The following is a 17,607-nucleotide window of genomic DNA, read 5'->3' as shown; positions in this document are numbered from 1 at the left end:
GCGCAGAGGGTGCCGGGCATCACCAAATCCCAGAGGGGGAGATGTGAAGACTCGTTCGTTGATGGCCGCAGGGGTGGCGGCCGCCGGTGCCGGTGCGGTGGCCCTGACCGCCCTGACCCCGGCCACCCAGCCGGAGCTGGCCGCCGCGCCGGTCGCCTCGCACCAGATCGTGCTGACCGCGGGCGACTTCGACCTGGCCGACAACCTGGAGACCCTGTGGAACGGGGCAAACGGCCGGGCCACGATGGCCGGCGTAGCGTTGGCCACCTACGCCGCTTCGATCGGCCCCGGCCTCGAGGTCGGGTTGAAGAACGAGCCGCTGACCACTCTGGCCGCCATGCCGCTGATGCTGACCGCGGCGTTGCAGCACTCCGACATCTTTGGCAGCGGCGGGCTAGTTCCAAACCCCTCCAACCTGAGCAACGACTATTATTCCCCCGGAGCCTGGGCTCCAGCTGTCAAGACCGTGGCCGACAACATCGACGATGCCGGCGCGAAGGTCATTGCACAACAGATCCGCGGCAACCAGAACCTGACGAGCGCCCTCAAGACCGAGGCTCTGCGCGGAAGCCTCGGCGCCGCCGAGCGCGTCCGCAGCGTCACCAGGGCTCTCGAAGACAATGACCTGAAGGGCGCCCTGACCAAGGCATTCAAGGACAACCCGAAGGACCTGCGCAAGCAGCTGGTCGGGGCCGATGCCAGCGGCGCCCTGGGTGGCAGCCTGGGTGCGATTCGGAACACCGTCGATACCAACCGCACCAACCTGCGGACCGCGGTCGATACCCAGCTCAACAAGAGTGATGCTGGCAAGTCCGTGCAGAAGAACGTCGTCAAGCCGGTCCGTAAGGCCGTCGACAAGGTTCGCGACACTGTGCGCGAGACGGGCGACAAGGTCCGCAAGGAAGTCCGCAAGGCGCTGGACAACTGACCGGACGTAGCTGAAAAAGGTGGTCCCCCCGCACCCGCGGGGGGACCACCTTTTCGCTACCCCAACGCCGCCGCCAACTCCGGTAACCACGCGGTGTCCGCCGGCACCCAATCCAACCCCGCCAACTCGGCGGCGCTCACCCAGCGCAGCGCCCGGTGATCATGCGGATGCACGGTGCCAGCAACCCAGTCGACCCGGTAGGCCCGCAGCGTCGCATCCGGGCCCAGCGCGACATCCGCGCCGATCCGCTCCCCCACCCGCACCGTGATGCCGAGCTCCTCGGCGAGTTCGCGGGCCAGCGCCGCGGCGTCGGTCTCGCCGTCGTCGACCTTGCCGCCGGGCAGCTCCCAGCGCCCTGCCAGCTCCGGCGGGTGGCGGCGCTGGGCAACCAGCAGCGCGCCGTCGACAATCAGCGCTCCGGCCACCACGATCATGGTCGCAAACGGTATACCGTCGAAGGATGACCGTATTGACCAATGAGCAGGTGGACACCGCGGTGAGTTCCCTGGACGGCTGGGCGCGCCAGGACGGCGCGATCCGCCGGGCCATCACCTTCGGCTCGTTCCTGGACGGCATCGACGCGGTGCGCCGCGTCGCCGTCCACGCCGAGGCCGCCGACCATCACCCCGACATCGACATCCGCTGGCGCACCGTCACTTTCGCGCTGGTGACCCATTCCGCCGGCGGGATCACCGACAAGGACGTCGCTATGGCGCGCGATATTGACAGGATCGTTTCCCGCCCGGAAACCTGAGCCGCAGCGCGGCGATCCAGCCCAGCGTCACGACCGTCGCCGCCGGGTAGATCAGCCCGGCCCAGGCCAGATACCAGGGCCGGCCGGTCTCCCAGATGCTCGGCTGGGCGAAACTCAGCAGCCACGGCACGCCGATCAGGATCAGCACCAGCCAGCCGGCGCCGAGCGCGCGGGCCTCGCCGAGATAGCGGTACGGGCCCTGCAGCAGCCACACCAGCAGCGGGATCAGCCACACCCAGTGGTGGGTCCAGGAGATCGGCGAGACCAGCAGCCCCAGCAGCGCCACCACCAGGACCAGGCCGAGCCGATCCGGCTCCCCCGCGTCGCTGGCCAGCGCCCGCCAGGCCAGCCAGGCCAGCACCGCGGTCGCCGCGACGGCGATCAGCACCGGCGCGGTGTAGCCGGCGTCGTGGCCGAGGATCCGGGACAGCGCGCCGCGCCAGGACTGGTTGAACGACGTACCGATCGGGCCGACCCGTCCGGCGTCGCCAAGCAGGTCGGTGAAGTAGTGGCGGGCCTGCTGGCCGATCACCGCGATCGACAGCGCGACGGTGCCGGCCAGCGCCAGGATGGCCCACAGTGCGGCGCGCCAGCGTTTGACGCCCAGCAGATAGAGGACGGCGATCGCCGGGGTGAGCTTGATCCCGGCCGCCACCCCGACCGCCAAGCCCGCCAGCCAGTCCCGGGTGCAGTACACCGCCGCCAGCACCAGCAGCACCATCAGCACGTTGATCTGGCCGTAGTCGAAGGTGGAGCGCAGCGGCTCGGTCCAGATCCCGACGGCGGTGAACGCCATCGCGCTGCGGTGCCCGCCGTCCACCCCCAGGATGCGCTGGCTCAGCCACACCAAGCCGTACAGGCCGGCCATGATGCCCAGGGTCCAGCCCAGCGCGACGACGCCGAACGGCAGCAGGGTCAGCGGATAGAAGATCACCGCCGCGAACGGCGGATAGGTGAACGGCAGCGGGAAGTCCGGCGTCTGGTCGGCGTAGACGTAGTCGTAGAGGGTGCCGGGGGTGTTCAGCGCCCCCGCGCCGCCGAGGTAAACGTGCAGGTCGACGAAGTTCGCGCCGTTGGGCAGCAGGTAGGTCCAGGCCAGCCGGGCGATGACGCTCAGGGCCAGCAGCAGCGGCGCCAACTGCAGCACGGTCGCGATGATCGTGGTGGACGCGGTCTTGGCGGGGCTTGGTGTGTCGATCGCCCGAGCGTATCGGTCGCCCCCGATAACCGCGAAGGCTCGTCCCGGTACGCGTGACGGGGGAGGTGCGTACCGGGACGAGCACAGTCGGCGGCCGAGGTTACGGCACCACCGCCGAGCCGATGGTCGGCATGAACTGGCACTGCTTGTCGACGGTGGTGACCTGGCCGAAGATCGTCGACATGATGCTGCCGGAGCCGGTGTCGACGATGGCGGTCATGGTGGTCGGGCCCGCGGGGTTGATGCCCGGGTTCGGCTTGAGCGTCGCGGTGCCGGACTTGCCGGTGGTCAGGTTCACCCAGGTGACGTTCAGCGGGAGCTTCTGCACCTCGGCCGGCGCCGAGGTGCCCACGGCGGTGAACACGTAGGCGGTCTGGCCCGGGCCGGGGCCCGGCGTCGGGATCTTGGCCGGACCGGCCACCGCGAGCGCGGTCGCCAGCGAGTTGCCGCCGTCGGCCAGGCAGCCGTTGCCGATCGACGGGTACATGAAGTCCTGGGTCGGCGGGGTGTCCGGGGCGAAGCCGGCGGGGACGGGGGCCGGGGCCGGGGCGGCCGCGGGAGCCGGGGCGTCGGGCGCGGGGGCGGGGGCGGGGGCGGCTTCGGGGGCGGGCGCGGCTTCGGGTGCGGGGGCCGGGGCTGCCAGCGGTTCGGCCTCCGGGGCCGGGCCTGCGGCGTTCGCCGGGTCGATGCCCGGGGGCAGGTGACTCTCGGTGCCGGGCACCACGCCGGCGGGCACGATGTGCGGTGCCTGCTCCGGCAGACCCGGCGCCGCGGCGGGTCCGGTCAGGTGCGCCACCGGCTGCACCGGGTCGGCGGCGAACTGATTCACCGCGTTCGCCATGTTCTTGGCGTCATCCGGGGCGTCCTTGTTGGCGGCGAACGCCTGCGCCGCGGCCATCAGCAGCGAGACCGCGCCACCGGGATCGGCGGCGGCCTGCTGGATGATCGGGCTGAGGTTCTGGATGGCCGGCAGGCCAGGAGCCTGCTCGCTGCTGATCGGCAGCGGCGCCGGGTCGGCGTGTGCGACACCGGCGGTGACGAGCATCGCCGACGAGCCGAGCGCGAGGGTCGTCGTTGCGAGCAGGTTCCTGGTCCGTGACATCGGTCTGATCCAATCCTGTTGGGGTGGAAGGTTTTTAGCTATCCGCCGATCACGGAAGACCGGAGATCAGGCTCAGCGAGCCGACCCCGGGAGTGCCCGGCACGGTCGGAACCGCCGCCGGGGCGACGACGCCCGCGATCGGCGCGGCGGCACCGGTGATCGGGGCGGTGACGCCGGCGATCGGGGCGGTGGCCGGCGCGGTGACCTGGTTGGCGACCGGCACCAGCGAGCCGAGGTCACCGGGCACCTTGATCGACTGCGGCAGCGGCACCGGCATGCCCGGAACCTGCGGCATGGTGATGTCGGCCGAGGGCAGCAGGCTGCCGGCCGGGGTGGTCGGCGCCTGGGCGGGCACACCCGGGGTGGTGGCGGCCGGAGCGGTCACGCCCGGCACGTTCAGCAGCGGCGCCTGCACGGGCTGCACCGGGGCCGTCGCCGCCGGGGCGGTCACGCCGGGCACGTTCAGCAGCGGGGCCTGCACGGGCTGCTGCACCGGGGCGGTGGCGGCCGGGGCGCCACCGGTCATGGTCTGCGCGGCGGCCTGCAGCAACTGCGGGGCCTTCGCCGGATCCAGGAACTGCTGGAACATCGCGGCGCCCGGGACGGCGGACATGTCCGGAATGGCCGGCGCGGGGGCCGGGGCCGGATCGGCGCTGGCAATCCCGCCGGTCAGCAGGGCGGCCGACACGCCCGCCAACAAGGCGGACCCGGCGAACAGGGAGGTGGTTCGTGACATCGGTTGCTCCAAATCCGTGGTTTATGGCGGTTCCCGGCAAAAACTACGGCGTTACTGAAGGGACTCAAGTGACACGAGTGGCATTTACGTGACCGTGACCGAAGCGAGTGACGACGGTTACGAAGCGGGCCGCCGGGCACCTTTTCGGCGCCCCCCTTTTCCCGCGAGAACCCGCTGGTGTGCCGCCATTTCCCGCGAGCGCTCACTGGTGTACAGCGCCATCGGCGTGTCGTGTCCCTGGTTGCGCGGTGACCACAGCGGGCCGGCGCCAGCGCTCACTCCTGCACACCCGCACCGGCGTGTCGCGTACACAGGGTGCGCGCTCGCCGCGGCGGCGCGGCGTACCCAGGCGCGCCCCCGTCCCGGCCCGGCACCACCCCCGCGCCAGCGCTCACTCCTGCACACCCGCACCGGCGTGTCGTGCACAAGGGTGCGCGCTCACCACGGCAGCGGCTAACAAGCAACCCGCAGCACGGCCCGCGCACGGAGTTATGCACAGGCAAGCCCCAAGGTGAATACCGCCGGGGCGTCGTCACGACGACGATCGGCCGCATGACACCCGAAATCGAAGCGCTCTTCGCCAAGCAGGACGGTGTGGCGAGCAGCCCGCAACTCCTCGACCTACTCCCCCGCCGGACCATGCAGCGGCTGATCCGCGGCGGCGACCTCGTCCGGGTCTGGCCGTCGATTTACAGCCGCGGCAAACCCAACGATCAGGTCCTGCTGTCCGGCCTGGACCTGCGCTGCGGCGTGCCCGTCGCGGCCTGCCTGGGCACCGCGGCGGCGATGTTCGGCTTCGACACCGAATCGGTCACCGACCTGCACGTGCTCAACCCGGCGAAGCACCTGCTGCGCCCCGAGAAGGGGCTCGTCGTGCACCGCCGGGACGGCGCCCCGCTGGTGACCGTCGGCGGCCGCACCCTCACCGACCCCGCGTGGACCGCCATTGAGGTGGCCCGCGGTCTGCGTCGGCCGCGAGCACTGGCCACCCTCGACGCCGCCCTGCACACCGGGACCTGCAACCGCGACCAGCTTCTGCTTGCCGCGAAGAAGCAGGCTCGGCGACGCGGCATCGTGGTGGTGCGCGACCTCATCGCGCTGGCCCGCGCCGAGGCCGAGTCGCCGATGGAAAGCGAGTCACGGCTGGCGATGATCGACGGCGCCATCCCGATGCCCGAACTGCAGTACGTGATCATCGACCGCGACGGTCGGCGATGGCGGGTCGACTTCGCCTGGCCGGCGTTTCGGCTGGTGCTGGAGTACGACGGCTTCGACTGGCACCGCACCCATGAGCAGCTCACCCACGACCGGCAAAAGCTCGCTGCCCTAACGGAATTGGGCTGGCGAGTGATGCAGATCGTCGCCGACGACGTCCGCCGTCACCCCGAAACGATGCTGCGGCGGCTCCGCCAGCAACTGCTCGGTGCCGCGGCCTGAACCGGCCCCACCCCTTCACTTGCCCCGGCCCTGCCCCCGCGCGCCGCCCCAGCCTCCCCGGGCGTCAGCTCTCACTCTTGTACAGCCCCATCGGCGTTTCCCGTACACAGCTGAGCGCTCGCGGCAGAGTGGCAGGCCCAGCGCTCACCCTGGTACAGCCCCATCGGCGTGTCCTGTGCACAGTTGCGCGCTCGCGGCAAAACGGGACCGCGAGCCCCAGCACAGAACCCGCCCCAACCGACACCCCCTTTTATGCAAAGGGTAGCCTCAGCTTAACAACCGAAGGGGTGTCACCATGACGTCGAACAACAGCACCGATGCCGGCATGCCGATGGCCGGCCGCGACGCGGCGCACCTGCCCGGGCACTGGCTGCTCGCGCGCCTCGGCAAGCGGGTACTGCGGCCCGGCGGCCGCGAGATGACCACCCGGATGCTCGCCGCCGCCGGGCTGGCCGGATCCGACGTCGTCGAGCTCGCCCCCGGCCTGGGCCGCACCGCCAAGCAGATCCTGGAGGACCGCCCGGCCAGCTACGTCGGCGTCGAGGCCGACCAGGACGCCGCCACCCTCGCCCGCTCCGCCGTCGGCTCCAAGGGCACCGTGATCGTCGGCGACGCCGACGAGACCACCCTGCCCGACTCCTCCGCGGACGTGGTCGTCGGCGAGGCGATGCTCACCATGCAGACCGATGCGCACAAGGCGCAGATCGTCGCCGAGGCGTTCCGGGTGCTGCGCCCCGGCGGCCGGTACGCCATCCACGAGCTGGCACTGACCCCCGACACGGTGCCCGACGAGGTCAAGACCGAGGTCCGTCAGGCGCTGGCCCGCTCGATCAAGGTCAACGCCCGGCCGCTGGCCACCGCGGAGTGGCGCGAGCTGCTGGAGCAGGCCGGTTTCGACATCGACGACGTGTCCTTCGCCTCGATGGCGCTGCTGGAGCCGCGTCGCATCATCACCGACGAGGGCCCGCTGCGCACCCTGAAGTTCGTCAGCAACGTGCTGCGCGACCGCGACGCCCGGGCCCGGGTGCTCGGCATGCGCTCCACGTTCCGCAAGCACGGCGACCACATGGCCGCCATCGCCATCATCGCCCGCAAGCCGCGCTAACCCCGCAAGCCCGCAACGCCCTGCCCGGTCCGCTTTATTGGACCGGGCAGGCGTATTTCCGGGCCACGTCATAGAGCCGGTTCTGCGAGCCGGGGCCGACCACGCCCTGCGCCGCCAGCTCCAGCCCGATGTAGCCGGGGATGCCCCCGACGCACGCCTGGTGCGCCACCCGCCACGCGGTGTCCGGATTCAGGTGGAAGCCATTCTTGATCAGCCCCTGCTGGTAGGCGTCGAACTCCGGCGTGCCCTGGTCCGGTATCGCATTGGCCGCGCCGGCCAACAGCACCGCGGCCGCCAGCGCCGCCCCCAGCGCCACCATCACTCGCCTCATATCCGCATCCCCCTGTCGTTGCTCATAGTTACCGTCGCACACGCCACCGACACCGGGGCCGAAATCCCGCAGTGGCCCCGGCCCGCTCGCCCCGACCCGCCCTAGACTGGCGGTATGGCGAAACTGCAACTGGTCCAGGACCCGGCCGCCGACGCCCTGCTGGACGCCGATCCGCTGGCGCTGCTGATCGGGATGATGCTGGATCAACAAATACCGATGGAGGTCGCGTTCGCCGGCCCGAAGAAACTGCAGGACCGGATGGGTGGGCTCGACGCGGCCCGGATCGCCGACGCCGAACCGACCGCGTTCGCCGAGATGTTCGCCCAGACCCCGGCGGTGCACCGGTTCCCCGGGTCGATGGCCACCCGGGTGCAGACGCTGTGCCGGGTGATCGTCGACGACTACGACGGCGACGCCGCCGCGATCTGGACCGCCGGGGACCCCGACGGCGCCACCGTGCTCAAGCGGCTCAAAGCGCTGCCCGGCTTCGGCGACCAGAAGGCCAGGATCTTCCTGGCACTGCTGGGCAAACAGCGCGGCCTGACCGCCCCGGGCTGGCGGGAGGCCGCCGGCGACTACGGCGACCCGGACGCCTTCCGGTCGATCGCCGACGTCCGCGACCCGGGCTCGCTGGACAAGGTGCGGGCGCACAAGAAGCAGATGAAGGCCGCCGCCAAGGCCGCCAAGGGCTGACCGGGAAACGCCAAATGCTGAGTCCCGGGAAACTAGGGGCTTCTACCTAGCCGGACCCGCCATAGGTTTCCTGACATGCCCAAACTGTTTCCCAGCCCCGCCGAGATCGCCGCGGCCACCCCGCCCGACCGGGACCGCGCGATCGACGTCATCCGCATCGTGTCGCTGGTCGGGGTGGTACTCGGCCACACCGTGATGGCCACCAGCCGGATCGTCGACGACGTCTTCGTCTGGGACAACCTGCTGACCACCTCGGTGGTGTTCCAGGCCCTGACCTGGGTGCTGCAGATCATGCCGCTGTTCTTCTTCGCCGGCGCCGCCGCCAGCGTGTCGTCCTGGTCGCCCGGGGACAGCTGGGGCGGCTTCCTGCTCAAGCGCTGCACCCGACTGTTCCGCCCGGTGTTCTACTACCTGGCGTTCTGGGCGGTCTGCCTGGCGGTGCTGCATCCGCTGCTGCCGCCCCGGGTCTACCAGCCGATCGCCGGGGTCTCCACCCAGCTGCTGTGGTTCCTCGGCGCCTACGTGATGGTGCTGGCCGCCATCCCGCTGCTGCACAAGATCACCAGCCTGACCCGGCTGGGGATCGGCGTCGCGGTGATCTACCTGGGCATCATGGCCGTCGACGTCATCCGGCTGCACACCACCGGCACCGCACTGCTCGGCTACCTCAACATGACGGTCTGGCTGATCCCCGGCATGTTCGGGGTGGCCTACCGGCGCGGCCTGCTCGACGGCCGGCGGGCGCTGGCCCTGGGCACGGTGCTGCTGGCGGTGGATCTGGCGCTGCTGCGGTTCGGCCCCTACGAGCTGAGCCTGGTCGGTATCGAGGGCATGCGGCTGCCGAACATGACCCCGCCGTCGCTGCTGATGGCCGGGCACGCGATCGCCATGTGCGCCTTCGCGATTGCCGCCGCGCCGGCGATCAACCGGTGGGCGCAGCGGCCCCGGGTCTGGCAGGCGGCGGCGATCGGCAACTCCGGCGCGATGACGATGTACCTGTGGCACATGCCGGTGCTGCTGCTGATGCACCTGGGCTTCGCCTACCTGGGCATGCCGCGGCATCCCGAGGAGCCGAACCTGCTGGCGGTCAGCCTGCTGCAGATCTCGCTGATGCTGGCCGTGGTGGCGGTGCTGTTCGTGGCGCTGCGGCCGCTGGAGAACAATCCGCTGCCCGGCTGGGACGGCGGCGTGGTCGCCGGCCCGGGCCCGCGCAGCGCCGCCGTCGGGATCCTGCTGTGCATCGCCGGGGCGGCAACGCTGGCGTCGGTGAAGTGGGGTCTCAAGGACGACGGGCTGTACTGCATGGCCGTCATGCTGGCCGCGCTGATCGGTGCGCGGCTGCTGGCCCGGCCCGCCTCCCCCGCGGTGGGCGCCGACCGCGATAGGGTGCGCTATGTCCAAGCATGAGATGCCCGAGCCGGACTCGCACCGCAAATTCCGCGAGGCGCTGGACCGCAAGAACGACAAGGCCAACTCGGGCACCGCGCACCGCGACGGCGGCGCCGGTCAGTCCAAGTCGCACGGTCCGATGGAGAGCAAGCGCAACTTCCGCCGCAAGAGCGGGTAGCGGCTACCGCCGACCCGGCGGCATTCCGTACAGGTGGGTGATCGGCAGGGTCAGCAGCACCCGCCGGTCAGTGACCATCGCCTCGCGGTACTCGTCCCAATCCGGGTGCTCACCGGAGATGCTGCGGTACAGCCCGATCAGGCCCTCGACGGTCTCGTCGTGCGGGTCCGCGGCGGGCGCCGAGAGCACCGCGTCGCCCTCGGCCACCGCATACGCCCAGCCGTCGTCGGCGGCCACCAGGATCGAGGCCCGCGGGTCGCGGCGCAGGTTGCGGGTCTTGGCCCGGGGTTCGGTCACCGACACCGAGATGGTCAGCGACGGCGGGTCGAAGTGATAGGACACGTTCGACAGCTGCGGCCGGCCGTCGCGTTTGACCGTGGCCAGCACGCCCAGCGAATTCCCACTGATCACGGCCAGGAGCTTGTCGTCGAACACGTCGCGGGTCATGGTGGCCAGCGTACTGACCGGCGGCCACCGGCAGGCCGATACGACGACCCCCGCGCACCTAACCTGCGCACGGCGCGGCGGGGGCCGCGGCCGGTAGGGTCGAGGGCGATGACTGCCAAGGCCAAGGCCGAACTGACCGGCGTTTCCGAGACCGCACTGCTGACCCTGTACTCCCGCGCCAACGAGGCGCGCCGGCCCGACGGGTTGATCGACGACCCGGTCGCACTGCGCCTCGTCGAGAGCATCGACTACGACTTCAGCAAATTCGGCGGCACCCGCCAGGACATGGCGATCCGGGCCAACACCTTCGACCGGCAAACCCGCGAGTACCTGTCGCGGCACCCGCGGGCCACCGTGGTGGCGCTGGCCGAGGGGCTGCAGACCAGCTTCTGGCGGCTGAATGCGGCCATCCCGGAGGCCGACTTCCGCTGGTTGACGGTGGACCTGCCGCCGGTCGTCGACCTGCGCCGACGGCTGCTGCCCGAGTCCGCGCGGATGGAACTGCTGGCGCAGTCGGCGCTGGACTACAGCTGGATGGACCGGGTCGACCCGGACGACGGGGTGTTCATCACCGCCGAGGGCCTGCTGATGTACCTGCAGCCGGAGGAGTCACTGGGCCTGATCACCGAGTGCGCCAAGCGTTTTCCCGGCGGCGCGATGATGTTCGACCTGGCGCCGGGCTGGTTCACCGGGCTGGCCAACCGCGGCTGGCTGAAGACCTCGCGGCGCTACACGGTGCCCAAGATGCCGTTCGCGATGACGCCCACCGAGGCCGCCGCGCTGGCCGAGATCGACGGCGTCCGAACCGTGCGGGAGATCCCGCTGACCACCGGCCGGACCTCGCTGATGAAGCTGATGGTGGCGCTCACCCGGACGCACCGCGCGCTCGATCCGCTACGCGGGTTCACCCTCCAGCTGGACTTCGGCTGATTTTCGCGCGCCGGCTCAGTCGGTGAACGCCGCGTCGAGGTAGCCCAGGGCGGCGTCGCGGCCCAGGCCCACCGAGCGGGCGGCGGCGACGAACGCCTGCGCGGCCGCGGCCATGGTGGCGTCGGCGGCGTCGCGGCGGGCGACAAAACTGCCCCGGCGCCCACGGGTCTCGACGATCCCGGCCGACTCCAGCTCGCGATAGGTGCGCGCGACGGTGTTGACCGCCAGCCCCAGCACCGCCGCGAGCTCGCGCACCGTCGGCAACCGGGTACCGGGCGCCAGCCGCCCGTCGCGCACCGCCTCGACGATCTGGCCGCGCAACTGGTCGAAGATCGGCGTCGACGACGACGGGTCGACCTGCAGCGCGGCGAATTCCATTTGGCGATTATCTCGTAGCCCGGACTATTTTGAGCAGATGCGTATCGCGGTGTTGTCCGGTGCGGGGATCTCGGCCGAGAGCGGGGTCCCCACCTTTCGCGACGACCGCAACGGCTTCTGGGCGAAATACGATCCCTACGAGCTGTCCAGCACCGAGGGCTGGCGGCAGCACCCGGCGCGGGTCTGGGCCTGGTACCTGTGGCGGCACCACCTGGTGATGCAGGTCGAACCGAACGCCGGGCATCGCGCGCTGGCGGCCTGGCAGGACCTCGGCGAGGTCACCGTCATCACCCAGAACGTCGACGACCTGCACGAGCGCGCCGGCAGCACCAACGTCCACCACCTGCACGGCAGCCTGTTCGAATTCCGTTGCGACACTTGCGGTCAGCACTACGACGGGCAGATCCCCGATATGCCCGAACCCGAGCTGGAGGCGGACCCGCCGAGCTGCGGGTGCGGCGGGCTGATCCGGCCCGGCATCGTGTGGTTCGGCGAAAACCTGCCCGACGGGCCGTGGAACGCCGCGGTCGAGGCGGCCAGCCAGGCGGACATCATGGTCGTCGTCGGCACCTCCGGGATCGTCTACCCGGCCGCCGGGCTGCCCGAGCTGGCGATGTCGACCGGGACCCCGGTGATCGAGGTGAACCCGGAGAAGACGGCACTGTCGGCGCAGGTGACCGCTGTGGTGCGGGAGACCGCCAGCGCGGCGCTGCCCACCCTGCTGCAGCGCATCGCCGGCACCCTGGACTGAGCTCCCTGCGGCTGCCTTGTGCTGCCTCCTTCCCCGCCAGCGCGGGCCTCTGCCTCCCCGCCAGCGCGCACCCCTGTACACGCCCCGCGGCGTGTCCGGTACACAGTTGCGCGCTCGCGCAAAAAGGGAGCCACGCTCACGGGAGATGGGCGCACAGCTCCCCCGCCAGCGCGCAACCCTGTACACCCCCAGCGGCGTGTCCGGTACACAGTTGTGCGCTCGCGGAACAGGGGCAAGGCCCCTATGCCGGGCGGGTGGCGCGGCCGATGGCGAACTCCGAGACCGGCAGCGGAACCCACTTCGGCAGGGTCCAGGTGCGCCGGGCGGTGCTGACCTCGAAGCCCGCCGCCCGGATCACCGACTCGGTATCGCGGTGGGTGTGGCAGTTGCCGAACAGCCGCGGCCACACCGTCGCATCCGCCGCGCGCTGGATCCGGCCCAGCCCGCCGTCGCTGGCCACGTGTTCCAAGTAGCGCAGTTCACCGCCCGGGCGGAGGTGCGAAAAGGCTTGCCGAACAACACCTTCGGGGTCGAGAACGGTGCACAGCACCAGTGAGCAGACCACCGCGTCGAACGGCTGGCTGCCGGCCGGGTCGTCGGCCAGCGCCTCGCCGGTCTTCTCGGTGACGCTGACCGGGACGCTGGCCTGCGCGGCCGCGCGGCGGGCGTGCTCGACCAGGTGCGCCTCCGGCTCGATGGCGACCACCTCGGTCACGGTGTCGGGGTAGAACTCGAAGTTGGTGCCGGCGCCGGCGCCGATCTCCAGCACCCGTCCGCTGAGCCCGGCCAGGTTCTCGGCGCGCAGCCGGCGCAGGTGGTCGGTCTCGTGGGAGGACATCGCCACCCAAAGCCGGGCGAACAGCGGGTGATGGACGGTTGTGGTCATCGCACCATCTTGCCCCGAGCCTCGGCCAGCCAGGTCAGGAAGTCCTCGGGCCGGGCGTCCTCGCCAACCTCGCCCAGCACGATCCGGCCCGCGCACACCGCCACCAGCACCCGGTCGGCGAAGGCCATCAGCTCACCGAAGGGCAGGTAGGGCTTGGACACCGCCAGCGCGACGACGCCGTGCGCGGCCGCCCACAGCTCCAGGGTCGCCTCGGTGGTGTCCCCGGGCGGGTAGATGCCGGCGTCCATCAGCGCCTGCACCGAATCGCGCAGGTGGGTGAAGGCCGAGCTGGCCAGCGCCGCGTCGCTGTCGCTGCCGGGCCGGGCCTCCCCCATGGTGGCGATCCGGTACAGCTCGGGGTTGGCCGCGGCGAACCGGACGTACGCCAGCCCCTGGGCCCGCAGCACCTCCAGCGGATGGGACTGACCGTCCCCGGCGCGCTGCATCTGCTCGTCGAGCCGCTCGAAGTACCGGGCGCACACCGCGTCCAGCAGCGCGTCCTTGTCGGCGAAGTGCAGGTAGATCGACGGCGCGGTGACCCCGACCCGCTGCGCGACGGCCCGGATCGACACCGCCTTCTCGTGCCCGCTGGCCAGCAGCAGGCCGGTGGCCGCGTCCAGGATCTCCTCGCGCAACTGATCGCCGGAGCCGCGCGGGTTGCGCCGCCGCCGGGCCGGCCCGACGGCGTCCGCACCGGCCGGCCCATCCGCCCCGGCCGGCCCGGTCACGACGGCATCCGGTCCGGGATGTCCCCGGATTCGCTGATCCCGATCTTGCGGTGCAGCGCGGCCAGCGGCGCCGGCGCCCACCAGTTCCACCGGCCCATCACCTTCATGAACGCCGGCACCAGCACCACCCGCACCAGGGTCGCGTCGACCAGCACGGCCAGCGTCAGGCCGACGCCGAACATCCGCATGAAGGACACCTGCGCGGCGATCAGCGCGGCGAAGGAAATCGACATCACCAGCGCGGCGGCGGTGATCACCCGGCCGGTGCGGGCCAGCCCGAGCGCGACCGACTCGTCGTTGTCGGCGCTGGTCTGCCCGCCGGCCAGCCAGAACTCCCGGATCCGCGCGATCAGGAACACCTCGTAGTCCATCGACAGCCCGAACGCGATGCAGAACAGCAGCACCGGCATGTTCGCCACCAGGGTGCCGGTGGCGGTGGTGCCCAGCGCGCCGAGGTGGCCGTCCTGGAAGATCCACACCAGCGCGCCGAACGCCGCCGACAGCGACAGCACGTTGAGCACCAGCGCCTTCAGTGGCAGCACCACCGAACCGGTCAGCAGGAACAGCAGGCCGAAGGTGATGACGGCGATGACCCCGAGCACCAGCGGCAGCCGGGAGGTGATCGCGTGCACGCTGTCGGAGTTGATCTGGGACATCCCGGTCAGCTGCACCGGCCGATCGCCGGGGGTCGGGACGGCGCGCAACGCGTCGAGCTGGCGGTAGGAGGCCTCGGAGTACAGCGGCGTGGTGCTGGCCACCGTCAGGTACGCCTTGCCGCCGGCGAAGCCGCTGGAGGTGGTGGGCGCGGTGGTCCGCAGCCCGCCGACGAAGGTGCCCGTCGGCGCGGTGACCGCGGTGACCTCGGGCACCGTGGCGGAGATCTTGGAGGCGTAGCTCTCCAGGTCCGACGGGTTCATCCCCCCGACATCGGGCAGCACGATCGTCACCGCCGTCGGCGAGTACGACGGGAACTGGTCGCGCAGGCCGTCGCCGACCTGGTGCGCGGTGGCCGACGGCGGCAGCACCCTGTCGTCGGGGAAGCCCCACTTGACCCCAAGGAACGGCGCGCCGAGCAGCAACAGCAGGGCAACCCCGGCGACGCCGATCGGCACCGCCCGGGCCATCACGAACTTCGTCGAGCGGTAGAAGAACATCTGCTCGACGGGTTTGGCCGCCGGCGCAGGGCGCCCGCGCAGCCGCCGCGCCGCCCGGCGGATGTCCAGCGAGTCCAGCCGCGGCCCCAGCAGCACGATGGCGGCGGGGGTGACGATGATGGCGGCCAGCGCGGCGAACACCACCACGGCCACCCCGGCGTAGGCGAACGACCGCAGGAAGTACATCGGGAACAGCACCATCGCCGACATCGACAGCGCGACCGTCGTCGCCGAGAACGCCACGGTGCGCCCGGCGGTCGCCATGGTGCGCATCAGCGCCCGCTCGGGCGTCTCGCCGGCGTTGATCTCGTCGCGGTACCGGCTGATGATCAGCAGGGTGTAGTCGATGGCCAGGGCCAGGCCCATCGCGGTGGTGAGGTTCAGCGCGAAGATCGACACGTCGGTGCCGAAGGTGATCAGTCGCAGCACCGACATCGAGCCGACGATCGCCAGGCCGCCGACGGCCATCGGCAGCGCCGCGGCCAGCAGCCCGCCGAACACCCACACCAGCACCAGGAAGCTCAGCGGGACGGCGAGGGACTCCATCAGCAGCAGGTCGTGTTCGGTCTGGGCGTTGATCTGGGCGTAGATCATCGCCGAGCCGCCGGGCAGCGCGGTCACCCCGGGGTGATTGGGCAGCACCTCGGCGTCGATCCGGTCGGCGATCTGCCGGGCGTACTTCTGCGCGTTGTTCTCCCCGCCGTCCAGGCTCGCGATGATCAGCGCGGATTGGCCGTCGGCGCTGTGCATGGTGGCCGCGGCCGGCCCGGGCGAGGTCCACGGGGCCTGCACCCCGAGGGCGCGGCCGGATTCCTTGATCAGCGCGACGATGTCGGCGCCGGCGGCCTGCACGGCCGGACCGTCCGGGCCGCCCGGCCCGCTGACCGTGTAGACCAGCTGCATCTCGCTCTGGCCGAAGGTGTCGGTGAGGACCTTGGAGGCCGCGGCGGACTCCGAGGTGGGGTCCTGGAAACCGCCGGCGGACAGGCTCTTGGCGACCGGGAAGCCGAACACGGCGGCGGCGACGAACACCAGGACCGCCGCGGCGATGACACGTTTGGGTGCGGCCAGCGCCAGCAGCGCGATTCGATGCAACACGTCGGACAGTTAACAGCGTTAAGTTAACGACGTCAACCCAGAATGGCGGCGAAAACCCGGCCCGTTCCTACTCGGAAGTAATAATTGCCACAGTTTTCCGAATCGTGACTCAAAGATTCCTTAATCGTCGGCCATATGGTCACTGTCATGTGGATCGACGACACCAATGCCGACGTCATCAAGGTTGATTTCGAGGCCCTCTACCACGGCGATTTCCTGGTCGAGGGAGACACCTCCGAGCAGTTCGAAGAGGCCCAGCCGATCGCCAGCTGACCTGCAGCAATAACGGCGCGCCACCCGGCGTGCCGGAAACAACAACGCCTGCCCCGCCGTCAACCGGCGAGGCAGGCGTTTGTTGTTCTGAGGGCCCGGCGCAGGCTAGGAGATCATCCCGGCCAGCCGGCCGCTGATCAGTTCCTCGGCCTCGGCCACCATCCGCGCCAGCAGCTCACCGCAGGTCGGGATGTCGTCGATCAGGCCCATCGCGGTGCCCACCGACCAGATGCCGGCGTCGAGGTCGCCCTCGTCGTACACCCGGCGCCCGCGGATGCCGGCCACCAGATCCTTGACGTCCTCGAACTGGCCGCCGTCGTCGAGGATCTTGACCACCTCGCGCGACACCGCGTTCGAGGCCACCCGGGCGGTGTTGCGCAGCGGGCGGAAGATCAGCTCGGTGCCGCGCTCGTCGCCGGCGACGATCGCCTCCTTGACGTTCTGGTGGATGCAGGACTCCACCGTGCACATGAACCGGGTGCCCATGTTCACCCCGTCGGCGCCCAGCGCCAGCGCGGCGACCAGGCCGCGGGCGTCGGCGAAGCCGCCCGAGGCGATCATCGGGATGTCGATTTGCTTGGCGGCGGCCGGAATCAGCACCAGGCCCGGGATGTCGTCCTCGCCGGGGTGCCCGGCGCACTCGAAGCCGTCGATGCTCAGGCCGTCGACGCCGAGCGACTGCGCCTTGACGCCGTGCCGCACCGAGGTGCACTTGTGCAGCACCTTGATCCCGTTGTCATGGAAGATCGGCAGGTGCGGTGCCGGGTTGGCGCCGGCGGTCTCGACGATCTTGACCCCGGAGTCGACGATGACCTGCCGGTACTCCTCATAGGGCGGCGGGTTGATCGACGGCAGGATGGTCAGGTTCACCCCGAACGGCTTGTCGGTCAGATCCCGGGTCTTGGCGATCTCATTGGCCAGGTCCGCCGGGGTGGGCTGGGTCAGCGCGGTGATGAACCCGAGGCCACCGCCGTTGGCCACCCCGGCCACCAGCTCGGCGCGCCCGACCCACTGCATGCCACCCTGCACGATCGGATGCTCGATCCCGAACGCCTCGGTGAACTTTGTCTTCAATGCCATTGAATACCTTTCTGGGGAAACAACTTTCGAC

General features: G+C 70.8%; 21 protein-coding genes. 10 read left to right on the top strand and 11 right to left on the bottom strand.

What is annotated here, in order from left to right; all coding sequences use genetic code 11:
• Nucleotides 1-43 precede the first annotated feature (43 nt).
• A complete protein-coding gene (locus G6N10_RS19080) occupies nucleotides 44-928 on the top strand; it encodes a hypothetical protein (protein WP_133055187.1) in 885 nt (294 codons plus the stop codon).
• 56 nt (nucleotides 929-984) lie between these two features.
• On the opposite strand, the gene G6N10_RS19075 is transcribed toward G6N10_RS19080, so the two are convergent.
• Nucleotides 985-1,362 (bottom strand): NUDIX domain-containing protein, encoded by a 378-nt coding sequence (locus G6N10_RS19075; protein ID WP_085100010.1) that lies wholly within the window; start codon nucleotides 1,360-1,362, stop codon nucleotides 985-987.
• A 26-nt stretch (nucleotides 1,363-1,388) separates the two neighbouring features.
• On the opposite strand from G6N10_RS19075, the gene G6N10_RS19070 reads away from it, so the two are divergent.
• Entirely contained in the window at nucleotides 1,389-1,682 is a 294-nt protein-coding gene (locus G6N10_RS19070; RefSeq protein WP_085100013.1) for a 4a-hydroxytetrahydrobiopterin dehydratase, read from the top strand.
• On the opposite strand, the gene G6N10_RS19065 is transcribed toward G6N10_RS19070, so the two are convergent.
• The 3 genes from G6N10_RS19065 to G6N10_RS19055 all read right to left on the bottom strand — a co-directional run bounded on the left by G6N10_RS19065 (nucleotide 1,636) and on the right by G6N10_RS19055 (nucleotide 4,718).
• The gene (locus tag G6N10_RS19065; RefSeq protein ID WP_085100016.1) at nucleotides 1,636-2,880 is read right to left on the bottom strand and encodes a mannosyltransferase; all 1,245 of its coding nucleotides are present in this window, start codon (nucleotides 2,878-2,880) and stop codon (nucleotides 1,636-1,638) included. The two genes, G6N10_RS19070 and G6N10_RS19065, sit on opposite strands and share 47 nt — an antisense overlap.
• A gap of 100 nt (nucleotides 2,881-2,980) precedes the next feature.
• Nucleotides 2,981-3,982 (bottom strand): Rv1157c family protein, encoded by a 1,002-nt coding sequence (locus tag G6N10_RS19060; RefSeq protein ID WP_163742595.1) that lies wholly within the window; start codon nucleotides 3,980-3,982, stop codon nucleotides 2,981-2,983.
• A 49-nt stretch (nucleotides 3,983-4,031) separates the two neighbouring features.
• Complete coding sequence (locus tag G6N10_RS19055) at nucleotides 4,032-4,718, bottom strand: hypothetical protein (protein ID WP_085100986.1); 687 nt, start codon at nucleotides 4,716-4,718, stop codon at nucleotides 4,032-4,034.
• Between the two features lie 552 nt (nucleotides 4,719-5,270).
• On the opposite strand from G6N10_RS19055, the gene G6N10_RS19050 reads away from it, so the two are divergent.
• Both G6N10_RS19050 and G6N10_RS19045 read left to right on the top strand, forming a co-directional pair.
• Nucleotides 5,271-6,155, top strand: coding sequence for an endonuclease domain-containing protein (locus G6N10_RS19050; protein ID WP_085100983.1), 885 nt, complete (start codon nucleotides 5,271-5,273; stop codon nucleotides 6,153-6,155).
• Between the two features lie 295 nt (nucleotides 6,156-6,450).
• Nucleotides 6,451-7,260: a class I SAM-dependent methyltransferase gene (locus G6N10_RS19045; RefSeq protein ID WP_085100980.1), complete on the top strand. Its 810-nt coding sequence runs from the start codon at nucleotides 6,451-6,453 to the stop codon at nucleotides 7,258-7,260.
• A gap of 34 nt (nucleotides 7,261-7,294) precedes the next feature.
• On the opposite strand, the gene G6N10_RS19040 is transcribed toward G6N10_RS19045, so the two are convergent.
• Nucleotides 7,295-7,591 (bottom strand): DUF732 domain-containing protein, encoded by a 297-nt coding sequence (locus G6N10_RS19040; protein ID WP_085100977.1) that lies wholly within the window; start codon nucleotides 7,589-7,591, stop codon nucleotides 7,295-7,297.
• A 114-nt stretch (nucleotides 7,592-7,705) separates the two neighbouring features.
• Here G6N10_RS19040 and G6N10_RS19035 point away from each other — a divergent pair, with 114 nt between their 5' ends.
• The 3 genes from G6N10_RS19035 (at nucleotide 7,706) to G6N10_RS19025 (ending at nucleotide 9,851) form a co-directional block, all read left to right on the top strand.
• A complete protein-coding gene (locus tag G6N10_RS19035) occupies nucleotides 7,706-8,284 on the top strand; it encodes an HhH-GPD-type base excision DNA repair protein (RefSeq protein ID WP_085100974.1) in 579 nt (192 codons plus the stop codon).
• Between the two features lie 75 nt (nucleotides 8,285-8,359).
• Nucleotides 8,360-9,691 carry an acyltransferase family protein gene (locus tag G6N10_RS19030; RefSeq protein WP_085100971.1) on the top strand — a complete coding sequence of 444 codons (1,332 nt, stop codon included), beginning with the start codon at nucleotides 8,360-8,362 and terminating at the stop codon, nucleotides 9,689-9,691.
• A complete protein-coding gene (locus tag G6N10_RS19025; protein WP_234810707.1) occupies nucleotides 9,678-9,851 on the top strand; it encodes a DUF5302 domain-containing protein in 174 nt (57 codons plus the stop codon). The genes G6N10_RS19030 and G6N10_RS19025 overlap by 14 nt, the downstream gene beginning before the upstream one ends.
• A 3-nt stretch (nucleotides 9,852-9,854) precedes the next feature.
• Here the strand turns inward: G6N10_RS19025 and G6N10_RS19020 are convergent, their stop codons facing one another.
• The gene (locus G6N10_RS19020; RefSeq protein WP_085100968.1) at nucleotides 9,855-10,298 is read right to left on the bottom strand and encodes a PPOX class F420-dependent oxidoreductase; all 444 of its coding nucleotides are present in this window, start codon (nucleotides 10,296-10,298) and stop codon (nucleotides 9,855-9,857) included.
• A gap of 108 nt (nucleotides 10,299-10,406) precedes the next feature.
• On the opposite strand from G6N10_RS19020, the gene G6N10_RS19015 reads away from it, so the two are divergent.
• Nucleotides 10,407-11,228, top strand: coding sequence for a class I SAM-dependent methyltransferase (locus tag G6N10_RS19015; RefSeq protein ID WP_085100965.1), 822 nt, complete (start codon nucleotides 10,407-10,409; stop codon nucleotides 11,226-11,228).
• A gap of 15 nt (nucleotides 11,229-11,243) precedes the next feature.
• Here G6N10_RS19015 and G6N10_RS19010 read toward each other — a convergent pair whose 3' ends face one another.
• The gene (locus G6N10_RS19010) at nucleotides 11,244-11,606 is read right to left on the bottom strand and encodes an Rv1152 family transcriptional regulator (RefSeq protein ID WP_085100962.1); all 363 of its coding nucleotides are present in this window, start codon (nucleotides 11,604-11,606) and stop codon (nucleotides 11,244-11,246) included.
• Between the two features lie 37 nt (nucleotides 11,607-11,643).
• On the opposite strand from G6N10_RS19010, the gene G6N10_RS19005 reads away from it, so the two are divergent.
• The gene (locus tag G6N10_RS19005; protein WP_085100959.1) at nucleotides 11,644-12,357 is read left to right on the top strand and encodes an NAD-dependent deacylase; all 714 of its coding nucleotides are present in this window, start codon (nucleotides 11,644-11,646) and stop codon (nucleotides 12,355-12,357) included.
• Between the two features lie 241 nt (nucleotides 12,358-12,598).
• Here the strand turns inward: G6N10_RS19005 and G6N10_RS19000 are convergent, their stop codons facing one another.
• From G6N10_RS19000 to G6N10_RS18990, 3 genes are read right to left on the bottom strand one after another with little or no spacing between them, the layout of a single operon-like run.
• Entirely contained in the window at nucleotides 12,599-13,243 is a 645-nt protein-coding gene (locus G6N10_RS19000) for a class I SAM-dependent methyltransferase (RefSeq protein ID WP_085100956.1), read from the bottom strand.
• Nucleotides 13,240-13,971 carry a TetR/AcrR family transcriptional regulator gene (locus tag G6N10_RS18995; protein WP_085100952.1) on the bottom strand — a complete coding sequence of 244 codons (732 nt, stop codon included), beginning with the start codon at nucleotides 13,969-13,971 and terminating at the stop codon, nucleotides 13,240-13,242. The genes G6N10_RS19000 and G6N10_RS18995 overlap by 4 nt, the downstream gene beginning before the upstream one ends.
• Nucleotides 13,968-16,223, bottom strand: coding sequence for an MMPL family transporter (locus G6N10_RS18990; RefSeq protein WP_085100948.1), 2,256 nt, complete (start codon nucleotides 16,221-16,223; stop codon nucleotides 13,968-13,970). The genes G6N10_RS18995 and G6N10_RS18990 overlap by 4 nt, the downstream gene beginning before the upstream one ends.
• Before the next feature lie 135 nt (nucleotides 16,224-16,358).
• On the opposite strand from G6N10_RS18990, the gene G6N10_RS18985 reads away from it, so the two are divergent.
• Entirely contained in the window at nucleotides 16,359-16,496 is a 138-nt protein-coding gene (locus G6N10_RS18985; RefSeq protein ID WP_163742144.1) for a hypothetical protein, read from the top strand.
• Between the two features lie 105 nt (nucleotides 16,497-16,601).
• Here the strand turns inward: G6N10_RS18985 and G6N10_RS18980 are convergent, their stop codons facing one another.
• Nucleotides 16,602-17,576, bottom strand: coding sequence for an NAD(P)H-dependent flavin oxidoreductase (locus G6N10_RS18980; RefSeq protein WP_085100945.1), 975 nt, complete (start codon nucleotides 17,574-17,576; stop codon nucleotides 16,602-16,604).
• Nucleotides 17,577-17,607 lie beyond the last annotated feature (31 nt).

The sequence above is a fragment of the Mycolicibacterium fallax genome (assembly GCF_010726955.1).
Lineage (GTDB): Bacteria > Actinomycetota > Actinomycetes > Mycobacteriales > Mycobacteriaceae > Mycobacterium > Mycobacterium fallax.
Note: the sequence above shows the minus strand (reverse complement) of the source record. Positions and strands in the feature narration are given on the sequence as shown.

What these genes read in the sequence shown, in the direction of transcription:
- G6N10_RS19070 (WP_085100013.1), top strand. Translation starts at nt 1,389, where the DNA reads ATGACCGTATTGACCAATGAGCAGGTGGACACCGCGGTGAGTTCCCTG.
- G6N10_RS19005 (WP_085100959.1), top strand. Translation starts at nt 11,644, where the DNA reads ATGCGTATCGCGGTGTTGTCCGGTGCGGGGATCTCGGCCGAGAGCGGG.
- G6N10_RS19045 (WP_085100980.1), top strand. Translation starts at nt 6,451, where the DNA reads ATGACGTCGAACAACAGCACCGATGCCGGCATGCCGATGGCCGGCCGC.
- G6N10_RS19030 (WP_085100971.1), top strand. Translation starts at nt 8,360, where the DNA reads ATGCCCAAACTGTTTCCCAGCCCCGCCGAGATCGCCGCGGCCACCCCG.
- G6N10_RS19025 (WP_234810707.1), top strand. Translation starts at nt 9,678, where the DNA reads ATGTCCAAGCATGAGATGCCCGAGCCGGACTCGCACCGCAAATTCCGC.
- G6N10_RS19075 (WP_085100010.1), bottom strand. Translation starts at nt 1,362, where the DNA reads ATGATCGTGGTGGCCGGAGCGCTGATTGTCGACGGCGCGCTGCTGGTT.
- G6N10_RS19050 (WP_085100983.1), top strand. Translation starts at nt 5,271, where the DNA reads ATGACACCCGAAATCGAAGCGCTCTTCGCCAAGCAGGACGGTGTGGCG.
- G6N10_RS18980 (WP_085100945.1), bottom strand. Translation starts at nt 17,576, where the DNA reads ATGGCATTGAAGACAAAGTTCACCGAGGCGTTCGGGATCGAGCATCCG.
- G6N10_RS19020 (WP_085100968.1), bottom strand. Translation starts at nt 10,298, where the DNA reads ATGACCCGCGACGTGTTCGACGACAAGCTCCTGGCCGTGATCAGTGGG.
- G6N10_RS19015 (WP_085100965.1), top strand. Translation starts at nt 10,407, where the DNA reads ATGACTGCCAAGGCCAAGGCCGAACTGACCGGCGTTTCCGAGACCGCA.
- G6N10_RS19000 (WP_085100956.1), bottom strand. Translation starts at nt 13,243, where the DNA reads ATGACCACAACCGTCCATCACCCGCTGTTCGCCCGGCTTTGGGTGGCG.
- G6N10_RS18985 (WP_163742144.1), top strand. Translation starts at nt 16,359, where the DNA reads ATGGTCACTGTCATGTGGATCGACGACACCAATGCCGACGTCATCAAG.
- G6N10_RS19010 (WP_085100962.1), bottom strand. Translation starts at nt 11,606, where the DNA reads ATGGAATTCGCCGCGCTGCAGGTCGACCCGTCGTCGTCGACGCCGATC.
- G6N10_RS19055 (WP_085100986.1), bottom strand. Translation starts at nt 4,718, where the DNA reads ATGTCACGAACCACCTCCCTGTTCGCCGGGTCCGCCTTGTTGGCGGGC.
- G6N10_RS19035 (WP_085100974.1), top strand. Translation starts at nt 7,706, where the DNA reads ATGGCGAAACTGCAACTGGTCCAGGACCCGGCCGCCGACGCCCTGCTG.
- G6N10_RS19060 (WP_163742595.1), bottom strand. Translation starts at nt 3,982, where the DNA reads ATGTCACGGACCAGGAACCTGCTCGCAACGACGACCCTCGCGCTCGGC.
- G6N10_RS19040 (WP_085100977.1), bottom strand. Translation starts at nt 7,591, where the DNA reads ATGAGGCGAGTGATGGTGGCGCTGGGGGCGGCGCTGGCGGCCGCGGTG.